The organism is Arthrobacter sp. ZGTC212 (assembly GCF_002929255.1).
Classification (GTDB): Bacteria; Actinomycetota; Actinomycetes; order Actinomycetales; family Micrococcaceae; genus Arthrobacter_B; species Arthrobacter_B sunyaminii.
Genome location: NZ_PJIJ01000003.1, coordinates 564,909 through 588,328 on the forward strand (window position 1 = coordinate 564,909; position 23,420 = coordinate 588,328).

At 65.6% G+C, this 23,420-nt stretch carries 20 protein-coding genes and 1 riboswitch; of the genes, 12 read left to right on the forward strand and 8 right to left on the reverse strand.

Annotation, left to right across the window (positions count from 1 at the left end; genetic code table 11):
• Positions 1-2: 2 nt before the first annotated feature.
• Together CXQ89_RS14765 and CXQ89_RS14770 are read right to left on the reverse strand one after the other, a co-directional pair.
• Entirely contained in the window at positions 3-977 is a 975-nt protein-coding gene (locus tag CXQ89_RS14765; protein ID WP_104161789.1) for a hypothetical protein, read from the reverse strand.
• 470 nt (positions 978-1,447) lie between these two features.
• Entirely contained in the window at positions 1,448-2,098 is a 651-nt protein-coding gene (locus CXQ89_RS14770) for a VOC family protein (RefSeq protein ID WP_104161932.1), read from the reverse strand.
• 179 nt (positions 2,099-2,277) lie between these two features.
• Positions 2,278-2,393, forward strand: a riboswitch (SAM riboswitch).
• Positions 2,394-2,465: 72 nt separating this feature from the next.
• Here CXQ89_RS14770 and CXQ89_RS14775 point away from each other — a divergent pair.
• From CXQ89_RS14775 to CXQ89_RS14785, 3 genes are read left to right on the forward strand one after another with little or no spacing between them, the layout of a single operon-like run.
• Entirely contained in the window at positions 2,466-3,782 is a 1,317-nt protein-coding gene (locus CXQ89_RS14775; protein WP_104161790.1) for a bifunctional o-acetylhomoserine/o-acetylserine sulfhydrylase, read from the forward strand.
• Between the two features lie 8 nt (positions 3,783-3,790).
• Positions 3,791-4,945 (forward strand): homoserine O-acetyltransferase, encoded by a 1,155-nt coding sequence (locus CXQ89_RS14780; protein WP_104161791.1) that lies wholly within the window; start codon positions 3,791-3,793, stop codon positions 4,943-4,945.
• A gap of 59 nt (positions 4,946-5,004) precedes the next feature.
• Complete coding sequence (locus CXQ89_RS14785; protein ID WP_104161792.1) at positions 5,005-5,439, forward strand: SRPBCC domain-containing protein; 435 nt, start codon at positions 5,005-5,007, stop codon at positions 5,437-5,439.
• 43 nt (positions 5,440-5,482) lie between these two features.
• Here CXQ89_RS14785 and CXQ89_RS14790 read toward each other — a convergent pair whose 3' ends face one another.
• A complete protein-coding gene (locus tag CXQ89_RS14790) occupies positions 5,483-6,373 on the reverse strand; it encodes an SGNH/GDSL hydrolase family protein (RefSeq protein WP_374952989.1) in 891 nt (296 codons plus the stop codon).
• 74 nt (positions 6,374-6,447) lie between these two features.
• Between CXQ89_RS14790 and CXQ89_RS14795 the strand changes: the two genes are divergently transcribed.
• Positions 6,448-7,098, forward strand: coding sequence for an alpha/beta hydrolase (locus tag CXQ89_RS14795; RefSeq protein WP_104161793.1), 651 nt, complete (start codon positions 6,448-6,450; stop codon positions 7,096-7,098).
• A gap of 39 nt (positions 7,099-7,137) precedes the next feature.
• Here CXQ89_RS14795 and CXQ89_RS14800 read toward each other — a convergent pair whose 3' ends face one another.
• Positions 7,138-7,368, reverse strand: coding sequence for an RNA-binding S4 domain-containing protein (locus CXQ89_RS14800; protein ID WP_104055319.1), 231 nt, complete (start codon positions 7,366-7,368; stop codon positions 7,138-7,140).
• Positions 7,369-7,438: 70 nt separating this feature from the next.
• Between CXQ89_RS14800 and CXQ89_RS14805 the strand changes: the two genes are divergently transcribed.
• The 4 genes from CXQ89_RS14805 to efeB all read left to right on the forward strand — a co-directional run bounded on the left by CXQ89_RS14805 (position 7,439) and on the right by efeB (position 11,892).
• The gene (locus tag CXQ89_RS14805; RefSeq protein ID WP_104055320.1) at positions 7,439-8,410 is read left to right on the forward strand and encodes a DMT family transporter; all 972 of its coding nucleotides are present in this window, start codon (positions 7,439-7,441) and stop codon (positions 8,408-8,410) included.
• A gap of 162 nt (positions 8,411-8,572) precedes the next feature.
• The gene (gene efeU / locus CXQ89_RS14810) at positions 8,573-9,421 is read left to right on the forward strand and encodes an iron uptake transporter permease EfeU (RefSeq protein ID WP_104055321.1); all 849 of its coding nucleotides are present in this window, start codon (positions 8,573-8,575) and stop codon (positions 9,419-9,421) included.
• Between the two features lie 32 nt (positions 9,422-9,453).
• Positions 9,454-10,608: an iron uptake system protein EfeO gene (gene efeO / locus CXQ89_RS14815; protein WP_104161794.1), complete on the forward strand. Its 1,155-nt coding sequence runs from the start codon at positions 9,454-9,456 to the stop codon at positions 10,606-10,608.
• Between the two features lie 12 nt (positions 10,609-10,620).
• Positions 10,621-11,892 (forward strand): iron uptake transporter deferrochelatase/peroxidase subunit, encoded by a 1,272-nt coding sequence (gene efeB, locus CXQ89_RS14820; RefSeq protein ID WP_104161795.1) that lies wholly within the window; start codon positions 10,621-10,623, stop codon positions 11,890-11,892.
• Between the two features lie 150 nt (positions 11,893-12,042).
• Here the strand turns inward: efeB and CXQ89_RS14825 are convergent, their stop codons facing one another.
• Positions 12,043-14,010: an LPXTG cell wall anchor domain-containing protein gene (locus CXQ89_RS14825; RefSeq protein WP_104161796.1), complete on the reverse strand. Its 1,968-nt coding sequence runs from the start codon at positions 14,008-14,010 to the stop codon at positions 12,043-12,045.
• Positions 14,011-14,032: 22 nt separating this feature from the next.
• Complete coding sequence (locus CXQ89_RS14830) at positions 14,033-15,415, reverse strand: hypothetical protein (RefSeq protein WP_104161797.1); 1,383 nt, start codon at positions 15,413-15,415, stop codon at positions 14,033-14,035.
• 440 nt (positions 15,416-15,855) lie between these two features.
• On the opposite strand from CXQ89_RS14830, the gene CXQ89_RS14835 reads away from it, so the two are divergent.
• Both CXQ89_RS14835 and CXQ89_RS14840 read left to right on the forward strand, forming a co-directional pair.
• Entirely contained in the window at positions 15,856-17,244 is a 1,389-nt protein-coding gene (locus tag CXQ89_RS14835; protein ID WP_104055326.1) for a glycine--tRNA ligase, read from the forward strand.
• Positions 17,244-18,152 carry a GNAT family N-acetyltransferase gene (locus tag CXQ89_RS14840; RefSeq protein WP_104055327.1) on the forward strand — a complete coding sequence of 303 codons (909 nt, stop codon included), beginning with the start codon at positions 17,244-17,246 and terminating at the stop codon, positions 18,150-18,152. The genes CXQ89_RS14835 and CXQ89_RS14840 overlap by 1 nt, the downstream gene beginning before the upstream one ends.
• A 233-nt stretch (positions 18,153-18,385) precedes the next feature.
• Here CXQ89_RS14840 and CXQ89_RS14845 read toward each other — a convergent pair whose 3' ends face one another.
• Positions 18,386-18,958 carry a TetR/AcrR family transcriptional regulator gene (locus tag CXQ89_RS14845; RefSeq protein ID WP_104055328.1) on the reverse strand — a complete coding sequence of 191 codons (573 nt, stop codon included), beginning with the start codon at positions 18,956-18,958 and terminating at the stop codon, positions 18,386-18,388.
• Positions 18,959-19,176: 218 nt separating this feature from the next.
• On the opposite strand from CXQ89_RS14845, the gene CXQ89_RS14850 reads away from it, so the two are divergent.
• Positions 19,177-20,541 carry a YibE/F family protein gene (locus tag CXQ89_RS14850; RefSeq protein ID WP_104161798.1) on the forward strand — a complete coding sequence of 455 codons (1,365 nt, stop codon included), beginning with the start codon at positions 19,177-19,179 and terminating at the stop codon, positions 20,539-20,541.
• Positions 20,542-20,556: 15 nt separating this feature from the next.
• On the opposite strand, the gene CXQ89_RS14855 is transcribed toward CXQ89_RS14850, so the two are convergent.
• A complete protein-coding gene (locus CXQ89_RS14855; RefSeq protein ID WP_104161799.1) occupies positions 20,557-22,011 on the reverse strand; it encodes a short-chain fatty acid transporter in 1,455 nt (484 codons plus the stop codon).
• 231 nt (positions 22,012-22,242) lie between these two features.
• Between CXQ89_RS14855 and dusB the strand changes: the two genes are divergently transcribed.
• On the forward strand, positions 22,243-23,415 hold the full coding sequence (gene dusB / locus CXQ89_RS14860) for a tRNA dihydrouridine synthase DusB (protein ID WP_104161800.1): 1,173 nt from the start codon (positions 22,243-22,245) through the stop codon (positions 23,413-23,415).
• The last annotated feature ends 5 nt before the right edge of the window (positions 23,416-23,420 follow it).

Below are 23,420 nucleotides of genomic sequence, written 5' to 3' on the forward strand. Positions count from 1 at the left end.
TTTCAGCGGCGGCGTTGCCTGGGCAGCCCAGCTCGAAGCAACATGCTCACCAGCCCGTCCGGATCGTTCCGGGGTTTGATGAGGTCGGCCCAGGACCAGCGGACAAAGCCAACGCCGGTCGCCCGAATCGCATCTTCCCGCCTCTTCTCGAGGATGAGGGCTTCCCGGGAAGCCGTGCCGACCTGTTGGCTGGCGCCGGGGCTTCGGCTGGATCCCGCGGTTCCATACTTCACCGCGCCGTCGAATTCACCGACCAGCGCGTAGTCCTTCCAGAAAAAGTCGGTTCTTCCAATGAATTGTCCTCCGGCAGACCGGAACTCATATTGGAGGTCCGGAGGCGGAAATCCGTACAGATGCAAAACGGCACGGGAATAGGACTCGCCGGGGGATTCGGAACGGCTGTCCGCGAAGGAGATCACCCTTCTCGCCCTGGTGCGTTTGGCCTCGTCCGGAAGGTTTTCGCAAAGGATCAGCAGGGCCTCCTTCTCCAAAGCGGGAAGGCTGCGTGCCGCATCCGGACGCAGGACGTGGTCCATGGCGGGAACGGCACGCTCGAAGCGAAGCCGAGCGGCCATGTCGAGGACTGTTTGAGCACGTGAGGTGAGGGCAAGGCCGTCCCGTGCCGTGGTCGGTTCGAGTAATCTCCGAGGTGTCCAGCGGAGACTGCCGCGGCGCCTTCCATGCGAAGTGCCCGGTGCCAGCAGCAGGATTTCAGAGGTTCTGCCGATGACCGGTAAACCCCAGATGACGGCGGCCGACTGCTGGATCAGGATCCGTGGTGCCTGTGCCTGATCCACGGCAGCGGTAATCGAGGCACGGTCGCGGTCCCACTGCGGCATCTTCTGCCACTGGGCGGCTTCGACGTAGACCCCGGCCCGCACCCGGACCAGCTCGCCCGCCTGACATCTCCGGGCTAGGGAACGTCTGCCGGAGCCGTCGCTATCGGCGTCGGCTGCATAAAGAAACTCCGGATCCATGAGACCAGCGTGAATCCTAGACTTGCTTCACGAGATGAACCGGGAGCGATCTGTGGATAAACACCCCGCCCTGGGGAAAGGCGACCACTTTGGGCAGGCGCATCCGGATTGGGAATCTGCTGCCGGTGCGGACCGGCAGTAATTCCCCGTAAGGTGCGCGGATGCCCCAAGCGGCAGCGGATCAGGGGTCCGGTCCGCCCAAAAGGTGCGCGGATGCCCAAAACGGCAGCGGATCAGGAGTCAGGCCCGCCCGAAAGGTGCGCGGATGCCCAAAGCGGCAGCATGTACCCAATTGGTTCTGCCGCCAGCGGGAAAGGCGACCACTTTGGGCAGGCGCATCCGGATTGGGATTCTGCTGCCGGTGCGGACCGGCAGTGAATTCCCGAAAGGTGCGCGGATGCCCAAAGCGGCAGCGGATCAGGAGTCAGGCCCGCCCAGAAGGTGCGCGGATGCCCAGAACGGCAGCAGAACTAGATCTCGACGAGGCCCTTGGCCGTGTTGAACGTGACGGACATGATGCCGGGCGTGCCCTTGGGGGAAATCCACGTGACACCCACGTTCTCCAGCGGTTCCTCGGCCGGGGTGCCCAGCCACTGCGCCACACGGTCAGCGGAGCCGGCGATGGTCAGCGAGTCCAGCTTCACGGCACCGGGCATGCCGGGCAGGGCGGCCGAGGGGTGCAGTTCCTCGGTTCCGTCATCCCAGCGCAGCATGTACGGCACCTGGGGGTCGGCGATCAGGCCATTGATGCCGATCTGCCGCCAGGTCAGTTCCTGGCCGTCGGGGAACTTCCGGTTGCCCGGAACGGAGAGCCGTCCAAGCCGTTCTTCAAAGGGGGCGAGGTCATCCACGGCCACGCACCAGCCCATCCAGCCGCCGCCGCACTCCGAGCGCTGGCGCACTGCCTGGCCGAAGGGAGCCTTGTCCGAGGCCGGGTGGTTCAGGGCCTCCACCACCTCGACGTACTGATGGTTGGCCAGGGGAAGGATCATGTTCCGCGTACCAAAACGCGGATGGACGCCGCCCTTGACGAAGTCCGCTCCCAGAGCGTCTGCGATCCTCTCTGTCGTGGCCAAAAGACCGTCGGATTCACTGGCATAAGATACATGGTCCAAGCGCATGCGGCCCATAATGGCACGTTGTGACCAGCGTCTCGACTTAGGGCGACCTAAGGCGGGCCAAAGACGCTTTCCCTGCAGCCGCCGGGAAAAGGTACGCGCCCATCCGTGCCGCCGACGCCCGGGAAATGATCCGTCACACTCCTTGCAGGCGCCGGACTTATCCGTTTTCATAGGGGATAGGTCATGAGTGCCAGCAGATAGCCCCGGCTTGCTGGCCGGCAACCCTCCAACCGCGGTGGGGTGCCCCGGGTGAAGACCTGGCCCTGTCTCAACGGATGCAGGGCAAGCGCGGGTCCCACGTGGCTGCCGGTTACCTTGTTCCGGCCCAAAAGTCTCTGTGCGGCCCTTAGGTTATGGGAGCTAAGCAGTGTCAGAAAACTGGTCCTTCGAAACCCGTTCCATCCATGCAGGCCAGGAGCCCGACGCCGTTACCGGTGCCCGCGCCCTGCCTATTTACCAGACATCGTCCTTTGTCTTTCCCAGTGCGGAAGCAGCGGCCAACCGGTTCGCCCTGGCTGAGCTTGCCCCCATCTACACCCGCATCGGCAACCCCACCCAGGAAGCGGTGGAAAACCGGATCGCCTCCCTCGAAGGCGGAATCGGGGCACTGCTGCTCGCCTCCGGGCAGGCCGCGGAAACCTTCGCCATCCTCAACGTGGCCGAAGCCGGAGACCACATTGTGGCCAGCCCCAGCCTCTACGGCGGCACGTACAACCTGTTCAAGCACACGCTGAAAAAGTTCGGCATCACCACAACGTTCGTGGCCGATCCGGACAATCTGGAGCAGTGGCGGGCGGCGGTGCAGCCCAACACCAAGGCCTTCTTCGGTGAGGTGGTCTCCAACCCCCGCCAGGACGTACTGGACATCGAGGGCATCAGCGCAGTGGCGCATGAGGCCGGTATTCCCCTGATCGTGGACAACACGCTCTCCACCCCGTACCTGATCCGGCCCATCGAGTGGGGTGCGGACATTGTGGTGCACTCGGCCACCAAGTACCTCGGCGGGCACGGTACCGCCATTGCCGGCGTCATCGTGGATTCGGGCAACTTTGACTTCGGTGCCGATCCGGAGAAATTCCCCGGCTTCAACACCCCGGATGAGAGCTACAACGGTCTCGTCTATGCCCGTGACCTGGGCGCCGGCGGCATTCTGGGCGCCAACCTCGCCTACATCCTCAAGGCGCGGGTCCAGCTGCTGCGCGATCTTGGCTCCTCCGTGTCCCCGTTCAACGCGTTCCTCATTGCCCAGGGCCTGGAAACCCTGAGCCTGCGCATGGAGCGGCACGTGAGCAACGCCGTCGCGGTGGCCAACTGGCTGGAAGGGCACGACGACGTCGTCTCCGTCGCCTATGCGGGCCTGGAATCCAGCCCGTGGTTCGAGCGCGGACGCCATTACGGGCCGCGCGGAACGGGCGCCATTGTCTCCTTCGAGATCAACGGCGGCATCGACGCCGGCAAGCGGTTTGTGGATGCCCTGGACCTGCACTCCCATGTGGCGAACGTGGGTGACGTGCGCTCCCTGGTCATTCATCCGGCGTCGACCACCCACAGCCAGCTGGGGGCCGAAGCGCAGCTGGCAGCGGGAGTCAGCCCCGGGCTGGTCCGGCTTTCAGTGGGCATTGAGCACATTGACGACATTATTGCGGACCTCGACGCCGGGTTCCGGGCAGCCAAGGGAGCGTAGCGGGCAGCGTGACACTTCCTTCTACCTCAAACGCTGCCGGAACCGCCGGCCGCACCGCGCCGCAGCACTCCGCCGGGGACGGGGTGCTGCGGCATGCGCGCATCGGCAGCCTGCACCTGGAAACCGGAGGCTACCTGCCGGACGTTTCCCTTGCCTACGAGACGTGGGGGACCCTGAACGCGGATGCGGACAATGCCGTGCTGGTGGCCCACGCCCTCACCGGCAGCACCCACGTGGCCCGGGGCAGCAGCGACGAGGACGGCTGGTGGGACGCACTGGTGGGTCCGGGCAAGACGGTGGACACTGACCGGTACTTTGTCGTCTGCATCAACATGCTCGGCGGCTGCTACGGATCCACCGGACCCTCGTCGCCGGATCCGCAGGGGCTCCCGTGGGGGTCGCGGTTTCCCTTTGTCACGATCCGGGACTCGGTCCGCGCCGAGGCACGCCTGGCCGACCAGCTGGGAATCCGCGTCTGGCACACCGTGCTCGGCGGTTCCCTGGGCGGCGCCCGTGCCCTGGAATGGGCCGCCACCGAACCCGCCCGGGTGCAGCGCTGCGCCGTCATTGCCTGCACCGCTGCCAGTTCCGCGGAGCAAATTGCCTTTGGCCAGGCGCAGCTGGAAGCCATCCGGCTGGATCCGGACTTCAACGGCGGCGACTATTACAACGGCAGGGCTCCCGTTGCCGGTCTCGGCCTCGCCCGCCGGATCGCCCACATTACCTACCGCTCCGAAGCTGAGCTGGAGTACCGCTTTGGTAATGGAGCCCAGCTGGAGGAGGACCCGCTGGGGTCCGCGCTGCCGGCGGCACGCGGGCGTTATGCGGTGGAGAGCTACCTGGACCATCAGGCGCGGAAGCTCGCAGACCGGTTCGACGCCAACAGCTACCTGCTGCTGACCGAGGCCCTGATGAGCCACGATGTGGCCCGCGGCCGCGGATCGGTGCGCCAGGCGCTGGCCAGCGCTGGTGCCGAATTCTTCATAGCCGCCGTGGATTCGGACCGGCTCTACCTTCCGCAGCACTCATACGAACTGGCAGCGGCTCTGCCCGGGAAGACCGGGGTGCACATGATCAGTGCGCCGATCGGCCACGACGGGTTCCTCACCGACGTTGAGCAGATCGGCGTTCCGCTGCGGGACCGGTTCTTCGGAGCGCCCTAGCGGCGGCGGGGGGGCGCCTACCCTTGCGAAGGCCGCCTGAACGTGGAAGAAACAACCCCATGGGTGATTCGATTCGCGTGGCGGCGCAGGCACAGTGTTCCCCGGCGCAGCTCTGGCACACGCTGGTGGACAACCGTGCGGCGTGGTGGCCGGCAATGGAGTTCACGGCCAGCCCCGGGTCGCCGCTTGCGGAACGGGCGGCCGACGACGACGGCGAGCAGCGCGCTTCGGGCACAGTGTTGGCGGTGGCGCGGGACCGGCTGCTGTCCTTCCGCTGGAGAATGCCCGACTGGAATGCGCACACGGTGGTGAGCATTCAGCTGGCCGCCTCACCGGGACCGGACCCGGAAACGGACTACACCGACGTCGTGGTTACCGAAAGCGGACTGGGCGGTCTGGCAGGGGGCGCCGACGTGGCCCGCACCCACACCGAAGAATGGGCCGACCATTTGGCGAACCTGATTTCGCTGGCCGAAAGGGGCTTGGCAGGCTGAATGAGCCGGCTCGCCCAAAGTGCCTGGCAGGTCGGGCGTCCGCTTAGTCTGCCGAACCCGGAGGCATGCCGGGACCGCCAAACATGGGTCCGGCGTCGGGACGCTTGGCGGAAATGCCGTCGCCGGAGGACTGGTGGCGCACCCGCCGGACCACCCACGGCATGAAGTACTCACGGGCCCAGGTCAGGTCCTCGGTGCGGGCCGTACGCCAGTTCTTCACCGGCATGGGCCTGGGCTCCAGGGGCTCCAGCGTGTGCGGAACGGCGAGAGTTTCCAGCACCATTGCGGCGATCGTGTGATGGCCCAGCGGTGAGAAATGCAGCCGGTCCGGCGCCCACATCTCCCGGTTGCTCAGCTGGCGCAGTGCCCACATGTCAGCGATCACGGCGTCATGCCTGGCGGCAACGGTCCGGAGGTTCTCGTTGTAGACGGCCACGCGGCCGCGAACACTGCCGATCACCGGCGTGGCACCCAGATCCGGCCCGGTGAAGAGCACCACCGTGGCGCCGCTGGAGACGAGCCGGCCTACCGCAGCGTCCATCTTCTCGGCCAGCTTGTCGGGGTCGCCGCCGGGGCGGATGACGTCATTTCCGCCGGCGCAGATGGTGATCAAATCCGGATGCAGCTCGATCGCCGGCTCCAGCTGTTCCTCAATAATCTTGTTCAGCAGCCGCCCCCGAATGGCCAGGTTGGCGTAGGCGAAGCCGTCGCGGGTGCGTGCCAGTTCCTCGGCCACCCGGTCCGCCCAGCCGCGGTGCCCGCCGGGGCTCCGGGGATTGGGATCGCCGATTCCCTCGGTAAAGGAGTCCCCGATGGCCACATAACGGGTCCAGGGATGAACCGCGGATTCCCCGCCTGCAGCGGGTTCCGGGGCAGGGCCGGACGTTCCGGCTGCCGGCGTGGACGAGGTTTCGGGGATCGAAGGAGAAGTCACCAGTTCATCCTGTCAAGGAGAGGGCTGGCTACGCGACCGTAGGTTCGCGAACAGGCCGTGCCAGAATGAATATCATGCCTAAAACTGCTCCCTGGAATCCCACTGTCCTTTGGTCCAAGCCGGAAGGCGAACGGGCCGGTACGCCGCTGCTGGTCCTTTTCCACGGTTACCTCGCCAATGAGGAAGACCTGATGGGACTGGCGGATTATCTGCCCTCAGAGTTCACCATCGCCTCGGTCCGCGCACCGCAGGCCCTTGGCCCCGGCTACACCTGGTTTCCGCTGATGAACGACGCGGACTTTTCCGTGGAGCGCGTGGTGGACGCGGTCGACGACGTCGCCGGCTGGCTGGACAGCGTCAAGGACGTGCACAGCAGTGTTTCCCTGCTGGGCTTTTCCATGGGCATGGCCGTGGCCAGCACGCTGCTGCGCCACCGGCCCGCGGACTTTGCCGCCGTCGTCGGGCTCTCCGGCTTTGTGGTTCCCGCTGAGGGAAATCCGTTCTTCCACGACGACGAGCTCACCGCCGGCGGTGTGCCGTTCTTCTGGGGCCGGGACCAGGCGGATCCGGTGATTGACGCGCCGCGCATCGAATTCACCCACGCCTGGCTGAACGAGCACACAGCGCTGACCAAGATCCTTTATTCGAACATGGGACACGGCATCAACATGCAGGAACTGGGGCATGTGAAGGAGTTCCTCACCCACCTGGTGCTCAAGGGCTGATCCGCACCGGAGCGGGCCGGCCGGCCCGCCGGAGACGGGTTAGTCTTCGGTGACGATCCGGATGGCTTCGCCGTTGACGGAGATGACGTCGCCGGGGTGCAGCTGGCGGCCCCGGCGCTCCTCGATCTCGCCGTTGACCTTCACCAGGCCGTCTTCAATCAGCTGCTTGGCCTGGATGCCGTCTTCGGCCAGGCTGGCAAGCTTGAGCAGCTGGCCCAGGCGGATCATTTCGTCGCGGATGGGAAGGTCTTGGGGATCGGTATTACTCATATGTCCATTCTGCCGGAAATTGTCCGGGGCCGATTCCGGCCTTGCGCCCGCCCTGCCGTAGGGTAAGTCCGTGCCAAACGCTGTGCGAATCAATCCGCTGATCGGTCTTCCCCTTGCTGTCCTGGCCGGGACGGCCATTCCCGCGCAGGCGCGCGTCAACGGTGCGCTGCGCGAAAGGATCGACGACGGGCTGGCTGCAGCCCTCATCAGCTTCTCCGTGGGGCTGGTGGTCATGATCCTGATTTCGGCGCTGCTGCCGCGGGGGCGCGCCGGTGCCGCCCAGCTCCTTCCGGCCCTGCGCGAGCGCCGTTTTCCGCGCTATTACGTGCTGGCCGGAGCCATTGGCGGCTATTTCGTGCTGTCCCAAACCCTCACCGTGGCAGTCCTGGGCGTTGCCGTGTTTACCGTTGCCGCCGTCGCCGGCCAAACCATGACCGGGCTGGTGGTGGACCGCCTGGGCATTGGACCGGCGGGAAAGAAAGCCCTGACGGTGATGCGGGTGGTTGGCGCTGTGCTGACCATCGCCGCCGTCGCGTGGGCCGTGAGCCCCAAGCTCAGCGGAACATCCTCGGCCGGTGACCTGCTGCTGCCGGTGCTGCTGCCTCTGACCGCGGGCATGCTGATGAGTTTCCAGCAGGCCATGAACGGCACCACGGGCATGCATTACGGAACACCGATCACCGCAACCCTGGTGAACTTCATCTCCGGTGCTGCCGTCCTGCTGGTCTGCTGGCTGATAAAGGTGGCCGTGTCCGGTTTCGGAAATCCGCTGCCGGGGGAGTGGTACCTGTATCTGGGCGGTCCGCTGGGCTGCGTTTTCATTGGGCTGAGCGCCCTGCTGGTGCGCAGTCTGGGCGTGCTGCTGACCAGCCTGGGCATGATCGGCGGGCAGTTGGTGGGTTCGCTGCTGCTGGACATCTTCCTGCCGGCGCCGGGCTCCGTCGTCGTCGCGGCCACGGTGCTGGGTACCGCGCTGACGCTGGCCGCCATTGTGGTCGCCACGCTGCCCTGGAACATGCCCGGAGTGCTGCGCCGGCGGTGACGCTGCGGCGTGCCAGGTGCACCCTGCGGGGCCCCTTCGAAATAAAAGCGTAACTTAGCCAAGCCTAAGCTAAGGTCTAATAGCGCACACTTCCGTTGCGTAATTATTTTGCCTCCGCAGCGGTTGGACAGACGGCTGCGCTGGCCCTGACCAAGGTGCGCAATGACCGGTAATTTCCTCATCGGACTCCGTGAAGGACTTGAGGCTGTCCTCATTGTTGTCCTGCTCCTCGCCTATCTAAAGAAGAGCGGCCGTACGGCGCTGATTCCCCGCATCTACGCCGGGATCGCCGTCGCCGTGGCGGTGTCCCTGGGCTTCGGTGCGCTTCTGACCTTCGGACCCCGGGGGCTGACGTTTGAGGCACAGGAAATCATCGGCGGCAGCCTGTCCATCGTGGCCGTGGGATTTGTGACCTGGATGGTCTTCTGGATGGCCAAAGCCTCACGGTCGCTCGGCACCGAACTGCGGACCCAGGTGGACCGCGCATCAGACGGCAAAGCCTGGGGGCTGGTCCTGGTGGCGGCGCTGGCCGTTGGCCGTGAAGGACTGGAAACCGCACTGTTCATTTGGGCGGCAGCCCGCGCCACCGGGCAAACCTGGGAGCCGATCCTCGGCGCCTTCCTTGGCCTTGCCGTGGCGGTTGCCCTGGGCATGCTCCTGCACAAGGGTGCCCTGCGCATCAACCTCAGCCGCTTCTTCACCTGGACCGGAGCAGCCCTCATCATCGTTGCCGGCGGCGTCCTGGCCTATGGCGTCCATGACCTGCAGGAAGCACGCGTGCTGCCCGGGCTGAACTCCCTGGCCTTCGATGTTTCGCACATCATCGCTCCCAGCGGCTGGCTGGCCACGCTGCTCAAGGGCGTCTTCAACTTCTCTCCCGCCACCACCTGGCTTGAAGCAACGGCATGGACGCTGTACGTCATCCCGGTGATGTGGCTTTACTTCCGCAGCGTTCACCGCAGCGGTTCCCGCCGGGACACGACCGCGTCCCGGCCCGTGACGGCAGCCTGATTCCGCTGCCGACAGCACCCTAAGGAATAACCATGAAGGCACACCCCTCACTTGCGCCGGCCGTGCTGCTGGCCGTTGCCGCCCTGGCACTCAGCGGCTGCACCGATAACACTGCTGCCGGTGACGGCGGCGGCATCGCCGTGAGCAGCACCGCCGATGACTGCTCGGTCGCAACGGATACCGCCCCCGGCGGAACCATCCGCTTCGATGTCACCAACGACGGCGATGAAGTCACCGAGTTCTATCTCCTGGCAGAGGACGGGCTGCGGATCGTCGGTGAAGTGGAAAACATCGGCCCCGGCCTCACCCGCGATCTGGTGGTCATGGCACCCGAAGGCAAGTACTTCACTGCGTGCAAGCCCGGGATGGTGGGGGATGGCATCCGTTCCGCCTTCACCGTCACGGAAGCACCGGCGGGACAGGAAATCAGCGCCGACCGCGCCGAACTGCAGGACACCGCCGTCAACCTGTACGCGGCATACGTCAAGGACCAGGCGGCCCAGCTCGTGGAAGGTACCCGGGAGTTCGCAGCCGCATTTGCAGCCGGCGAGGAAGAGACGGCGCGCGCCCTCTACCCGCAGGTCCGCATGCACTGGGAGCGCATCGAACCCGTGGCGGAATCCTTCGGAGACCTGGACCCGATCCTGGACGCACGGGAAGCCGATCTTGAAGAGGGCGATGAATTCACCGGCTGGCACCGGGCCGAAAAGGACCTCTGGGCCCCCGTTGATTACACCAAGATGACCGCGGAAGAGCGCAGCTACATTGCGGACAAGATGGTGGCGGACACGGAGGAGCTGTTCAGCCGCACCCAGGAACTGACCTTTACGGCGGACAAGCTGGCCAACGGCGCCAAAGAGCTGTTGGATGAAGTGGCCACCGGCAAGGTGACCGGTGAAGAGGAGTTCTTCTCCCATACCGACCTTTGGGATTTCCAGGCCAACGTGGACGGCGCCCGGATTGCCTACGAGGATCTGAAGCCGCTGCTGGCCGAGAACGACGGCGACCTCGACGCAGCGCTCGAGGAGAACTTTGCAGCGCTCCAGGAACTGCTGGACCAGTACCGGGTGGACGACGGTTTCAAGCTCTACACCGAGCTGACGGACGAGCAGATCCAGGAACTCAGTGCGGCCGTGGACTCGCTCAGCGAGCCCCTGTCCAAACTGACGGCAGCGGTCGTTAAGTAGGGCGGCGAACACATGTGTCCGCAAGAATCGCGCGGCGGGGGAGGCCTGAGCCGCAGGGGATTGTTCACTGCGGCCGGAGCCGGAGGCATCGGACTTGCCGCCGGTGCTGCCGGGGCGTTCGCAGCGGGAAGGGAGCGCAGTTCGCCGGTCAACGACGTCGTGCCCCTTTACGGCGCGCATCAGGCGGGCATCACCACGGAGGCCCAGGACCACATGCACACCGCGGCCTTTGATCTGACGGCGTCCACGCGGCAATCGGTCATTTCGCTGCTGCGGGACTGGACCGAAGCCGCGGAAGCCATGACGGCGGGCCGCGACGTCGGTGCCACCGGAGCTTCGGGCGGTGCCTACGACGCACCGCCCGAAGACACCGGCGAAGCACAGGATCTGCACGCGGCGCACCTGACAATTACCTTCGGGTTCGGCCGGACGCTGTTCGAGAAGGACGGCGAGGACCGTTACGGAGTCCGCTCCCGCCTGCCCGCTGCGCTGATCGACCTTCCGCTCTTTTCCGGGGATGCCCTTGAGCCGAACCGGACCGGCGGGGACCTGATGGTCCAGGCCTGCGCCGACGATCCCCAGGTGGCGGTGCATGCGGTGCGGAACCTCTCCCGGATTGCCTTCGGGCGGGCGCGGGTGCGGTGGTCGCAGCTCGGCTTTGGGCGGACTGCCTCCACCTCGACGGGCCAGGTGACGCCGCGCAACCTGTTTGGTTTCAAGGACGGCACCGCCAACATCATGGCGCAGGATCGGGATCTGCTGGACAAACACGTGTGGGTGGGAGGCAGCCCGGCTGCTGAAGCATGGCTCGACGGCGGCACCTACGCGGTGATGCGCCGGATCCGAATGCACGTGGAGACCTGGGACCGGACCACCCTGCGCGAGCAGGAACTGGTGGTGGGGCGCACCAAGCGAAAGGGTGCCCCGCTGTCCGGAGGGGACGAATTTACAGCACCGGATTTTTCGCTTCCGGGCAGAAACGGGCCGCTGATCGACGCAGGGTCACACCTGGCGCTGGCCCATCCGGACCACAACGGCGGAGTGCACATGCTGCGCCGCGGTTACAACTATGCCGACGGCACGGATGACCTGGGCCGGTTCGACGCCGGACAGTTTTTCGTGGCCTATCTGGTGGATCCGCGCTCGCATTACGTCCCGATGCAGTCGGCCATGGCCAAGAATGACCTCATGGCGGAATACCTGCGGCATACCGGCAGCGGGTTGTTTGCGGTCCCGCCGGGGATTCAGGCAGGGGAGTACATCGGGCAGCCGTTGTTCAGCTGATGTGGTTTTGAGGTTCAGCTGATGGGGTTGAACTGAATGGCCATCGGCACGGTAAGTGCCCCATATGTAAGCAGTCAGTGCCCCACATGCAAGCAGACCGTCCGGCGGATTCCGCCGGACGGTCTGCTTATTTGTTCCTGTAGTGGGTTGTTACGCCCTGCGCCTCTTCATGAGGAGCCAGGTTCCGGCGGCCAGGAGCAGAACTGCCGCTCCGCCGATCCAGGGCAGGCTCTTGCCCACGCCGGTTTCCGCCAGCGGAGCCTTCGAACCGGTGTCCGGCGTTGCCTCGGCTGCGGCTCCATCCGGCTCCTCCGTGCTCCCGTCAGAGTCTGAACCCGGTGTCCCCGTGTCAGCCGGTTCTTCTGCTGAACCCCCCGGGGCTGGAGTGCTGCCGGTGCCCGGTGACGGGGCCGCAGTAGGTTCAGCAGACGGTTCCGGAGCGGGAGCCGTAGGTTCAGCTGACGGTTCCGGCGTCGGTTCGTCGGTGGGCGCCGGTGCCGGATCTGTCGTCGGTTCAGGTGCCGGTGCTGCCGGGGCCGCCGAGAGGAGGTAGAGCGAAACCGCGTTCCCTCCGCCTGCCACCACATCCGGGCTGTCGTCACTGTTGAAATCTCCGGCCACGCCGACAGACGTTCCGCCGTCTGCTCCCAGCAGCTGTCCTGACTCAGCAGGCAGCCCGGCCAGGCCAAGGCGGCCTGAGCCGTTCGGCAGGCCGTTCACCGCCCAGAGTTCACCGTTTGCGGCCGAGCCCAGAAGCACCTCAGGTGTTCCGTCGCCGTTGAGGTCCGGGATGCCCGCCACGGAAGCGCCGGTCCGGCCTCCGTCGGCGGCTCCCTCAATCCAGTAGCCGCGTTCCTGCGTCTCGCCGTCGGTGCACGTGGCATCCGCCGAGCCTGAGCTGCAGCTGAAGACGGTGGCGGCGGAGGCTTCCGGAGCCGTCATGACAGGGGCAGACGACGCCGAGCCGAAGATCACGGCAGCTCCGCCGTTACGGGGCGCATCCGGCCGGGACACGCCGTCGGCTCCCACCGCAATGTCGGCGAACCCGTCATTGTTGATGTCGCCGACACCGGCAATGGATGCGCCCAGCCGGTCCCGCTGGCGCTGCGGGCCATAGATCATAAAGCCGTCATCGGTCATCGCGGCGAGGTCCAGGCCACCGGTCCGGCCGCCCCACAGGGCGTAGGCGGCACCGGAGGATGAGACTTCCGCACCCCAGGGAGCAGCGGTGTAGGCGGACACCAGCAGGTCTGCGGCTCCGTCACCGTTCACGTCCCCCGCACCGCTGACCGTACCCAGGCGGTCCTGGGCGGCTGCACCGTCAATGGTGCGGATTACGCGGCCGGCATCCGTCTGGACGTTGACCGTGCGCACGGAGGTTTGTCCCTTGACGATCCAAACCCGACCGCTGTTGGTCCGGCCGTTGTAGTCGGCCAGAATGTCGCCAACCGCAATATCGTCCAGTCCGTCGCCGTCGACGTCGCCCACTGCTGCCACGGAGTAACCGAAGTTATCGGTGGAGTTGTCCGCTGCGGTCTTGTCAGCTGCGCCGGAATCCTCAATGACGAATCCCCGCGTGCCGAGGAAGTCCAGATCCACGGGGGAGAAGTCCCGCGCACCGAAGATCACGGTGGCCTGCTGGTAGCCGCGGCTGCCCGCCCCCAGGACAAAATCGTCAATGCCGTCGCCGTTGGTGTCGCCCAGACAGGACACAGCCCAGCCAACCCATGCGCCGGCCGGAACGGTGACGGAGGGCCCGTCGATGCGGATGGTGCCTGAAGCGTCAGGATCAGCAACGTCGCCGCCTGACGGCGTTCCGGTGCCGAGAGCAACATAGGCGGCGCCGGTGTTGACGTAGCCGGGGCGGTCCCAGCCCCAGTCGCCCAGGATGGTGTCATCCATCCCGTCACCGTTGACGTCGCAGGAGGAGCTGCTCACGCTAAACCCCAGGGTGCCGTTGGCCTCGCCCTGCCAGACGCTCTTGCCCGCCAGCAGCGGATCCGTTTCTTCGGCGGCTGCGGCCAGCGGCCAGGCAACGGTCAGCGAACCAACGCCAACGGCCAGCGCTGCGGCGCCCGCCAGGAGGCGGCGCCGCGGTGATGAATTTTCATACAACATGTTAATTTGGCTCGTTCCGGGCTTAGTTGGGGGCGTGAACGCCGTTGTTCTTTCCAAAGTCGGCTGCAGTGTCGAACTTCTGCGTGCTCAGGGACACTGCACCTGTGGCGGTTCCTGCGACGAGGTGCTGCCGGATGCTGCCGGTGAACGCAGTTTCGGAGCCGCCCGTTCCGTAGGGGTCGGTGTACACGGCGGACGGGGTTCCGGGGGTGACTGAGTTCTGGTTCAGATAGAAGTCGCGCTGCGCGCCGTCGAACGGAGAGGCCGGATCCTGCCAGTCAAGCGGTGCCAGCGAATTCACGGTGCTCCAGGGGAACCCGGCGGCGGCGTTTTCTCCCCAGGCCAGGTCCACCGGGCGTGAGATGCCGTTTTTGTTCTGCGCGGCGTCGCTGTTCGCCGGATCGTAGTAGCGGCTGGGGTTTCGCACGCCGAACCACGGGTCGAAATGCGCCAGCAGAGTGCCGTCAGCTGCTGTGATCCGGTTTTCGCCCTTCCACAGCTCATAGATTCCCCAAAGCGAGGCGGCCTCGCCGGTGGCATGCTCCGCAACGCACGCGGCATCGGGGATTTGCCGGGATCCGCCGTAGCCCGCCGGCAGCTTGCTGCCCATGGTGGCCACTGCTTCAAGTGCGCCGCAGTTCTTGTGGAATTCGTTGGAATTGCCGAACTTGCTCAGCGTCGTCGAAATGATTTCGGTGCCGTCAGAGCACTTGGACGCGTATATGGCTTCATGGGCATTGTTCGACGTGGCATCAGGGGACCAGCTGCCCTGATGCTGTTTGATGAGGAAATCGCAGGTGACAACCGCTCCCTGAGCGTCCAGTACCCATTCGCGGTTCTCGTCGATGAGTTCAACGTTGTTTTGCAGGAAGATTTTGTGGCCGGCATTGTCTTCGTGGCGCATGGCCATGCCTTCATGCTCGGCGCCGTACATCATCAGCGCCTCGCTGGCGTAGCCGAACGGTATGCCGGTCTTCCCATCGGCCTCTGCCGGAGTCAGGTAATCCACCACCCAGTCGTAGATGTCCGAGGTGGCCGGGTCCGCGCCGTGCTCGTGCCCGAACGTGCACATGCTGCCCGTGGTCGGATCAATGACCTGTGCCGGGTGCCAGGTCGGATAGATCTTTCCGTCCGGACCGAGCGCGGTGTACTCGGCGTGAAGTTCCGCCGAGCATGTGTCATAGGCGGTGGGCTTCCAGTTCCGCTCGAGATAGGCGGTGGAGTACTGCGGGTCGCCGCCGTGCTCGTGCCCCGGATCCGTTGGGGTGGTGGGCTCCGACACGGTCATATCCGGCGTGGTGTGCTCTGGCGCGGTGTGGTCCATCGCCTCAGCCGGCGCGGCGGTGACGGAGAAGGCGGCCAGGCCTCCGGCCGCGAGTGCCGCTGCCGCGAGGGCGCCCGCCATTAGGCGCCATGTCCGCCTCCCGACGGCAGGGTCACGGTGGCTCTTTTGTTGGTTTTTCAAGGCAACCTAATCCAGCCGGAACGTACCGTCCGGCTTCTTGTTCGGTGGAGTGGAAGTGTGCCGGCTTAGGTAAGGGAATCCTAAGCCAGGCTCCTGAATCGTATGAAGGTAGGGGGTTACGCAACAAATATGTGACCTAATTATTACCGGAGGCTAATTTATGGTTCCCGTCACGTTTCCGTGATCTGCCCCTCACAGCACACTGTGCCCACCGTGCCGCGTGCCGGGCTTTGGGTGCAGTGACCTTAAGCTGGTAGTTGTAGGTTTTTGCCCTTTGCAGTCCCTCGCCGCGCAACCTGCCGGTGCACACTGCGGACGGGACCATAAGCGGACCGCACCCAGCGGCCTGCGCAGACACGAAAGAACGGCGGTACCATTCCATGGCTTCGACCAAATCCAAACTGGATCCGATCATCTCCCTCGCCAAGCGCCGGGGGTTCGTCTTCCAGTCGGGTGAGATTTACGGCGGGTCCCGCTCTGCATGGGATTACGGCCCCCTGGGTGTCGAACTCAAGGAAAACATCAAGAAGCAGTGGTGGCAGCACATGGTCCGCGGGCGCGACGACGTCGTCGGGCTGGATTCCGCCGTCATCCTCCCGCGCCAGGTCTGGGAGGCTTCCGGCCACGTTGAGGTCTTCTCCGATCCGCTGGTTGAATGCCTGAGCTGCCACAAGCGCTACCGCGCCGACCACCTCGAAGAGGCCTACGAGGAAAAGAAGGGCCACGCCCCCGAGAACGGCCTGGCGGACATTGCCTGCGCCAACTGCGGCACCAAGGGTCAGTGGACCGAGCCGCAGGAATTCTCCGGCCTGCTGAAGACCTTCCTTGGCCCGGTGGCCAATGAAGAAGGCATGCACTACCTGCGCCCCGAAACTGCCCAGGGCATCTTCGTGAACTTCAACAACGTGCTCACCACGTCGCGGAAGAAGCCGCCGTTCGGCATCGGCCAGATCGGCAAGAGCTTCCGCAACGAAATCACGCCGGGCAACTTCATCTTCCGCACCCGTGAATTCGAGCAGATGGAAATGGAGTTCTTCGTCGAGCCGGGCACGGACGAGGAATGGCACAAGTACTGGATCGAAAACCGGTTCAACTGGTACGTGAACCTGGGCATCGACCCGGAGAACCTGCGTCTGTTCGAACACCCGCTGGAAAAGCTGAGCCACTACTCCAAGGGCACCACTGACGTCGAATACCGCTTCGGCTTCCAGGGTTCCGAGTGGGGCGAGCTGGAAGGCATTGCCAACCGCACCGACTTCGACCTCGGCACACACTCCAAGCACTCCGGCACGGACCTGAGCTACTTCAACCAGGCCACCAACGAGCGCTTCACCCCGTACGTGATTGAGCCCGCCGCCGGCTTGACCCGTTCCTTCATGGCGTTCCTGGTGGACTCCTACACCGAGGACGAAGCCCCCAACGCCAAGGGCGGCGTCGACAAGCGCACCGTCCTGAAGCTTGACCCGCGCCTGGCGCCGGTCAAGGCAGCCGTGCTGCCGCTGAGCCGCAACGAGGACCTCTCTCCCAAGGCCAAGGACCTCGCTGCGCAGCTGCGCCGGAACTGGAACATCGACTTCGACGACGCCGGGGCCATTGGCCGCCGCTACCGCCGCCAGGACGAAATCGGCACCCCGTTCTGCATCACCGTGGACTTCGACACCCTCGAAGACCAGGCCGTCACCGTGCGCGAACGCGACTCGATGGCCCAGGAACGCGTAAGCCTGGACAAGGTTGAGGGTTACCTCGCGCAGAGGCTGATCGGAGCGTAATGGCACTGACTTTCCGCGAATGGCGCGAAGATGACGACCTGGCCCTGAACCAGCTGTGGGGCGATCCGGAAACGGTGCAGTCCGGCCAGTTCCGGGCTGTGCTGCGGCCGTCCTCCAATGAGCCCTGGAGCCGCTGCATCGTGGCCGAGGATGACGGGATTCCGGTGGCCGCCGGCGTCGTCTACGAAACCTCGCTGCATCCGGACCGGCTGTGGGTCTACGTGGAGGTGGCGCGGGAAAACCGGCGCTCCGGCCTCGGATCCACCCTGCTGGCCATGCTGCGCAAGGAAGCCGAGACGGCGCCGTCGGGAGTTACCGCCCTGCGGGCGAAGGTGGAGCCGGGCACTTCCGGTGCCGCGTTTGCCGAAGCCGCCGGATTCTCGCGGATCCAGCGTTCGCGGGTTGTCGTGGTGGAACCGGGCCGGATCAGCCTGCCCGTGTTCTCCGACGACGCCGGTCCCCAGCTGGAGGAAGCCGCCACCGGTTCGGTGGAGCTGACGCAGGCTGTGGCCGAGTTCTACAACAGCGTGCACGGCTGGGACCGGGCGGACATGACGCTGGGCCGCGCCCAGCAGATGCTGCTCAATGACGCCACCGGTGCCGCCGGCGCCGTGGTGCTGCGCGATGCGCCGAAGGCCAAGGGCGGAAAGATCGCTGCGTTTGCCGTGAGTTACACGCACAACCGCACCGATGAGCCCGCCGACGTGTTCCTGGGCTACGACACCAAGCTGGAACGGTCCGAGCAGGAAGCGGCACTGGAATCGCTGCTGGCCATGCTGACCTATCAGTATCCGGTGCAGCTGGAGGTGGACGAGTCCATGGCTCCCGTGGCCCGGATCATCCAGGCGCTGTTGGACAAGGGCGCGGCCCGCGAGGTCGGCCCGGCTACGGAGATCGTCAGCAGCTAGAGAGTCTCTGTGGTCTTTGCCTCTGCCGGGGCATAACGACGACGGCGGGCGCCGGTTCCTTCGGGGATCGGCGCCCGCCGTCGTTGTGCGTGTGGGAGCCGGCGCCGTGCAGTGTGTCCGGTCCGTGGCCCGCGTCCCTGGAACACATAACGGGCTTATAAGCGACGTTTAGCCCCCGCATCTGTACTAGGGATGCATGCAGGTGTTCCATCAACACACTGGGCAGAACAAGCCTAGGCAGCCAGCCTGCCGGAGAGCCCGTACAGCACCGATTCGGTAACCTCATCCAGCGAGCGCTCCGGGCTGAACACCAGCCATTCAAGGCCGCCGGTCAAAGCTGCGCCAAACACGCTGCCGGCCACCAGCTCCAGCCTGCCGTCCATCTCCGCCGGGGGAGAGGTCTCCCGGATGGGGATGATGAACTCGCCCAGGACTTCACGGCGAAGCAGTTCCAGGGAGGGCTGCCAGGCGCGGTCGGTCCGGAAGATCTCCGCGGCCAGCAGCCGGGCCAGGGCGCGGTTGTCGGCCACCGTTTCCAGCAGCGCGCGGACCATGGCCTGCAGGGCCGGCCACCCCGTCAGTGCGGAGCGGGCACTGCGCACAGTTTCCGTCAGCACCCCCACGCCCTCCAGCAGCAGCTCCTCGAACAACCGGTCCTTGGACGTGAAGTTGTAATAGACGCTGCCCTTGGCGACTCCGGCCCGCTCGGCAACGTTCTCCATAGTGGTTCCGGTGATGCCGTTGTCCGCCGCCAGCTCCAACGCGGCCTCGAGGATTGCGCGCTTGGTACCTGACTGGCGTGGCATGGAAACGTTCCTTCTTCTTCGTGATGGCCTGCTTCGATCTTAGAGGTCCGGGCCGGCCGCGGCATTTCGGCACCCGGCCGCCCGGGGAGACCCAACTTGGGAGAAAGCGTCCGGACTTGGGACAATGATGCCGATCCGAGTTTCCTGCGCCCGTCCTCCGGGCTGCAACCCCGCGCCACCTCCGTTGCAACTCCGTGCCAAAGCCGAAGGACCCTCCCATGGGACACAGCCATTCCCCGCACTCCGATGAGCCGCCGTCCCCGGCAGCACTGGCCGCCCGGCGCCGCGCCAACCTCCTGCTGACCTGGATCCTGGTTCCGCTGGGGCTGCTGGCCGTTATCGGCATGGTCCTGCTCTGGCCTTCCGGGGACCGCACCGGCATCACAGTGTCCGATCCCTACGCCACCGCAGACGGCGTCACCTTCGAAACCGGCAAGGTCCAGCGCGTCAGCGAGGAGAACTGTCCGTCGTCGCAGGCCCTGGTTAATGCCGGCGGAACAGCCCAGCAGTGCCTGGTGGCGTACACGGTTCCGAACTCCGGGGGCTCCACCATCCAGGTGGAAGTTCCCCCGGAGGTCGCCAAGGGAGGCGCCATCGAAGCCGGCGACACCATCCGCTACCTGAATCTTGAAGCCATCATGGCGCAGGGCGGCGGCGCACCGCCCTACGTTTTCGTGGACTTTGTCCGTTCCATTCCCATGGCCGCGCTGACAGTGCTTTACGCGGGGGTGGTGATCGCCGTCGCTCGCTGGCGGGGGCTGCGTGCCCTGGTTGGGCTCGCCGGCGCCTACGCGGTGCTCGCCGGATTCATCCTGCCCGGGCTGGTGGAGGGCAAGCCGCCGCTGCTGCTGGGGCTGATCGGTTCAAGCGTGATCATGTTCGGTGTCCTGTACTTTGCGCACGGCTTTACGGCGCGGACGTCGACTGCGCTCCTGGGGACGTTGTTCGGACTGTCGATCACGGCCTGCCTGGCGGCCTGGGCGACCGATGCGGCACACCTGGTGGGGGTCGATGACGAGAACGCGTACACGCTCATCAACTCCTCGGACAACATCTCCGTGTCCGGCATCATCCTGTGCGGGCTGATCATTTCCGGTCTCGGTGTGCTGAACGACGTCACCATCACGCAGTCCTCTGCCGTGTGGGAGATGTACGAGCTGGCGCCCGGGGCGAGCGCCAAGCGGCTCTTCTCCGGGGCCATGCGGGTGGGCCGGGACCACATTGCGTCCACCGTCTACACCATTGCCTTCGCCTATGCAGGAGCGGCGCTTCCGGTGCTGATCCTTGTCTCGCTTTACGACCGGCCCTTCTTGGACAGCATCACCAGCGGTGAACTGGCCGAGGAAGTAATCCGGACGCTGGTCGGCTCCGTAGGGCTGGTGGTTGCGATCCCGGTAACCACAGCCATCGCCGTTCTGGTGGTCAAGGCGGTGGGGATCAAGGGGATTCCGCACGGTACGGACGCAACGCACGACGACGGCGGGACGCTTCCGGCGCACGCAACGCCCGACGCCGGCGGGACGCCTTCCAGTCCCGCCGACGATGCACCGCCAACGCGGCGCTCGCTGCGCAACCGGTCCTGACCCTGCCGACGTAACCTACGGCGCCGTCGGAGCCGGGGCCGGAATAACCGGCGGCTCGAACGTGAACGTCATCCCCAGCAGCCAGACCAGCAGCAGGACCACGGGCAAGTGGATGATGAACTGCAGGAAGGTGAATCCCACCAAATCCCGTGCCCGCAGCTTCAGTACGGCCAGCAGCGGGAGCATGAAGAACGGGTTGATCAGGTTGGGCAGTGCCTCGGCAATGTTGTAAATCTGCACCGTCCAGCCAAGGTTCATCTCCACATCGGTGGCGGACTGCATCACGTAGGGAGCTTCCACCAGCCACTTGCCGCCGCCGGAGGGCACAAAGATGCCCAGAATGACGGTATAGAGCGCAATGACGACGGCGAATGCTCCGCCGGCGCCAATGTTGGTGAAGAACGTGGCCAGGTGCTCGGAGAGGGTGGTCCCGCTGCCGCCTTCGGCCTTTGTGAGGATCGCAGCCATTGCGGCGTAGAGCGGAAACTGGACCAGGATGCCGGCGGTGGCGGGAACTGCCTTGGTGACCGCCTGCAGGAAGTTCCTCGGCGTGCGGTGCAGCACCAGACCCAGGATCAGGAACACCAGCAGATAGCCGTTGAGGCTGGAGATCACGCTGAGGAACGGTTTGGTCACGAACTGTGAGACCAGCCACCCGGCGGTCAGCAAGCCCATGAGCATCGGCAGGATGGGGCTGTACTCCAGCCATTCTCCGGGACGCTCCCGGGTGGAGGCAGGCTCGGGCGTGTCATCCAGGTCCACGCCCAGTTCCGTAGCGGTGCGGATGGCTTCGCCCTTGGGCGCTGAGAGATGCGCGATCACCGTGGTCAGGACAATAAGGATGGCGCAGGTGTGCAGCGACTGCCAGGTGAAAATGGTCTTGCCGAAGTCCAGGACGCCGGTGACTTCCAGCAGGGCAGGAGGCAGCGACGCCGCAGTGGCCTGGAGTTGTGCGGCCGAGGAAGACAAACCCAAAGCCCAGACGGCGCCGAGGCCCATGAAGGCGGCCGCGCCCAGCGCCCGGTAATCGACGCGAAGGTCCGTGCGCCGGGCAATGGCACGTGCCAGCAGCCCGCCGAAGACAATGCTCAGGCCCCAGTTCAGGAAGGACACGGACATGGACAGGAACGCCACAAAGCTGACGGCGGTGGTGGCGGTCTGCGGAACCCGCGCCAGCCGGGCGATGAGCTTCGCCACCGGGGGAGAGGTGGCCACGACATAGCCGGTCAGGACCACCATGGACATTTGCAGGGTGAAGGCGGTCAGGTCCCAAAAGCCGTTGCCGAAGGAGTCCGCCACGTCCTGCGGCGTGGATCCGTTGAGCAGGGCGGCCAGGGCAACAATGACCACTCCGGCCAGGGCGAAGATGTACGCATCGGGAAACCACTTCTCGGTCCAGCGGGCCAGGGCCTGGGCAACTCTGGCCAGGCCTTTCTCGGAGCCGGCCGAGCGGGTGGTGGCGGTAGACATGACAGAGACCTCATTCTGGTTGCGGCAGTGAAACCGAAGGGGTACGGATGGATGGCCTGCCCAGTACTGAAAAACCATCATTGTGATGCAGGCCACCTGCACGCTAGGGGGTGCTCCCCGGGCCTGTCAATCGGCGTCGGGGGCCGGTCTGCAGCGGTGTCCGCACGACACGCTGCCGGAGGTTCCCCACAACCCGCAGCAGGATTTGCACCGGCTTGCGAGAATGGGGGTGTGACTGTTTCATCTCCAGAACTCAAGCTCGAGCTGCCGCCGCTGCAGCTGGGCCCCATTACCGTGGACACGCCGGTGATCCTGGCTCCCATGGCCGGCATTACCAACAAGGCCTTCCGGCGGCTCTGCCGCGAATACGGCGGCGGCCTGTACGTCTCCGAAATGGTCACCTCGCGTGCCCTCGTGGAGCGCTCGCCGGAGTCCCTGCGCATCATTGAGCACGACGACGACGAATTGGTCCGCTCCGTCCAGCTGTACGGCGTGGACCCGGTGACCGTCGGCGCAGCTGTCCGGATCCTGGTGGAGGAAGACCGCGCCGACCACATTGACCTGAACTTCGGTTGCCCGGTGCCCAAGGTCACCCGCAAGGGCGGCGGCTCGGCCCTGCCCTGGAAGCTGGACCTGTTCACCGCCATCGTGCAGACCGCGGTGAAGGAAGCCTCCCGCGGCAACATCCCGCTGACCATCAAGATGCGCAAGGGCATCGACGAGGACCACCTCACGTTCCTGGAAGCCGGCCGCATCGCCCGCGACTCAGGGGTTGCCGCCGTCGCCCTCCACGGCCGCACCGCATCCCAGTTCTACTCCGGCAAAGCCGACTGGAACGCCATCGCGGAGTTGCGCGAAGCCCTGCCGGACGTTCCGGTGTTGGGCAACGGCGACATCTGGTCCGCGGAAGACGCCATCGCCATGGTGCGCCAGACCGGCGTCGACGGCGTCGTCATCGGCCGCGGCTGCCAGGGCCGGCCGTGGCTCTTCGGCGACCTGCAGGCGGCGTTCGAGGGCAGCGACACCCGGCACCGCCCGGGCTTGAAGGAAGTCTCCGACAGTGTGTACCGGCACGCCGAACTGCTGGTGGAGACCTTCGGCGGGGAAATGATGGCGCTGCGGGACATCCGCAAGCACATGGCCTGGTACTTCAAGGGCTACGTGGTGGGCGGAGACCTCCGCGCCCAGCTCGCCACCGTGCCCACCCTCGCCGTGCTGCGCGAGCTGCTGGACCAGCTGGATCCCGAGGCTCCGTATCCCGGAGTTGACGCCGAGGGTCCGCGTGGCCGGGCCGGCTCACCCAAAAAGACAGCGCTGCCGGAGAACTGGCTGGAATCGCGGGAGCTTAACGCCGCGCAAAAGTCCATCATCTCCGCAGCGGAACTCAACATCTCAGGCGGCTAAACACC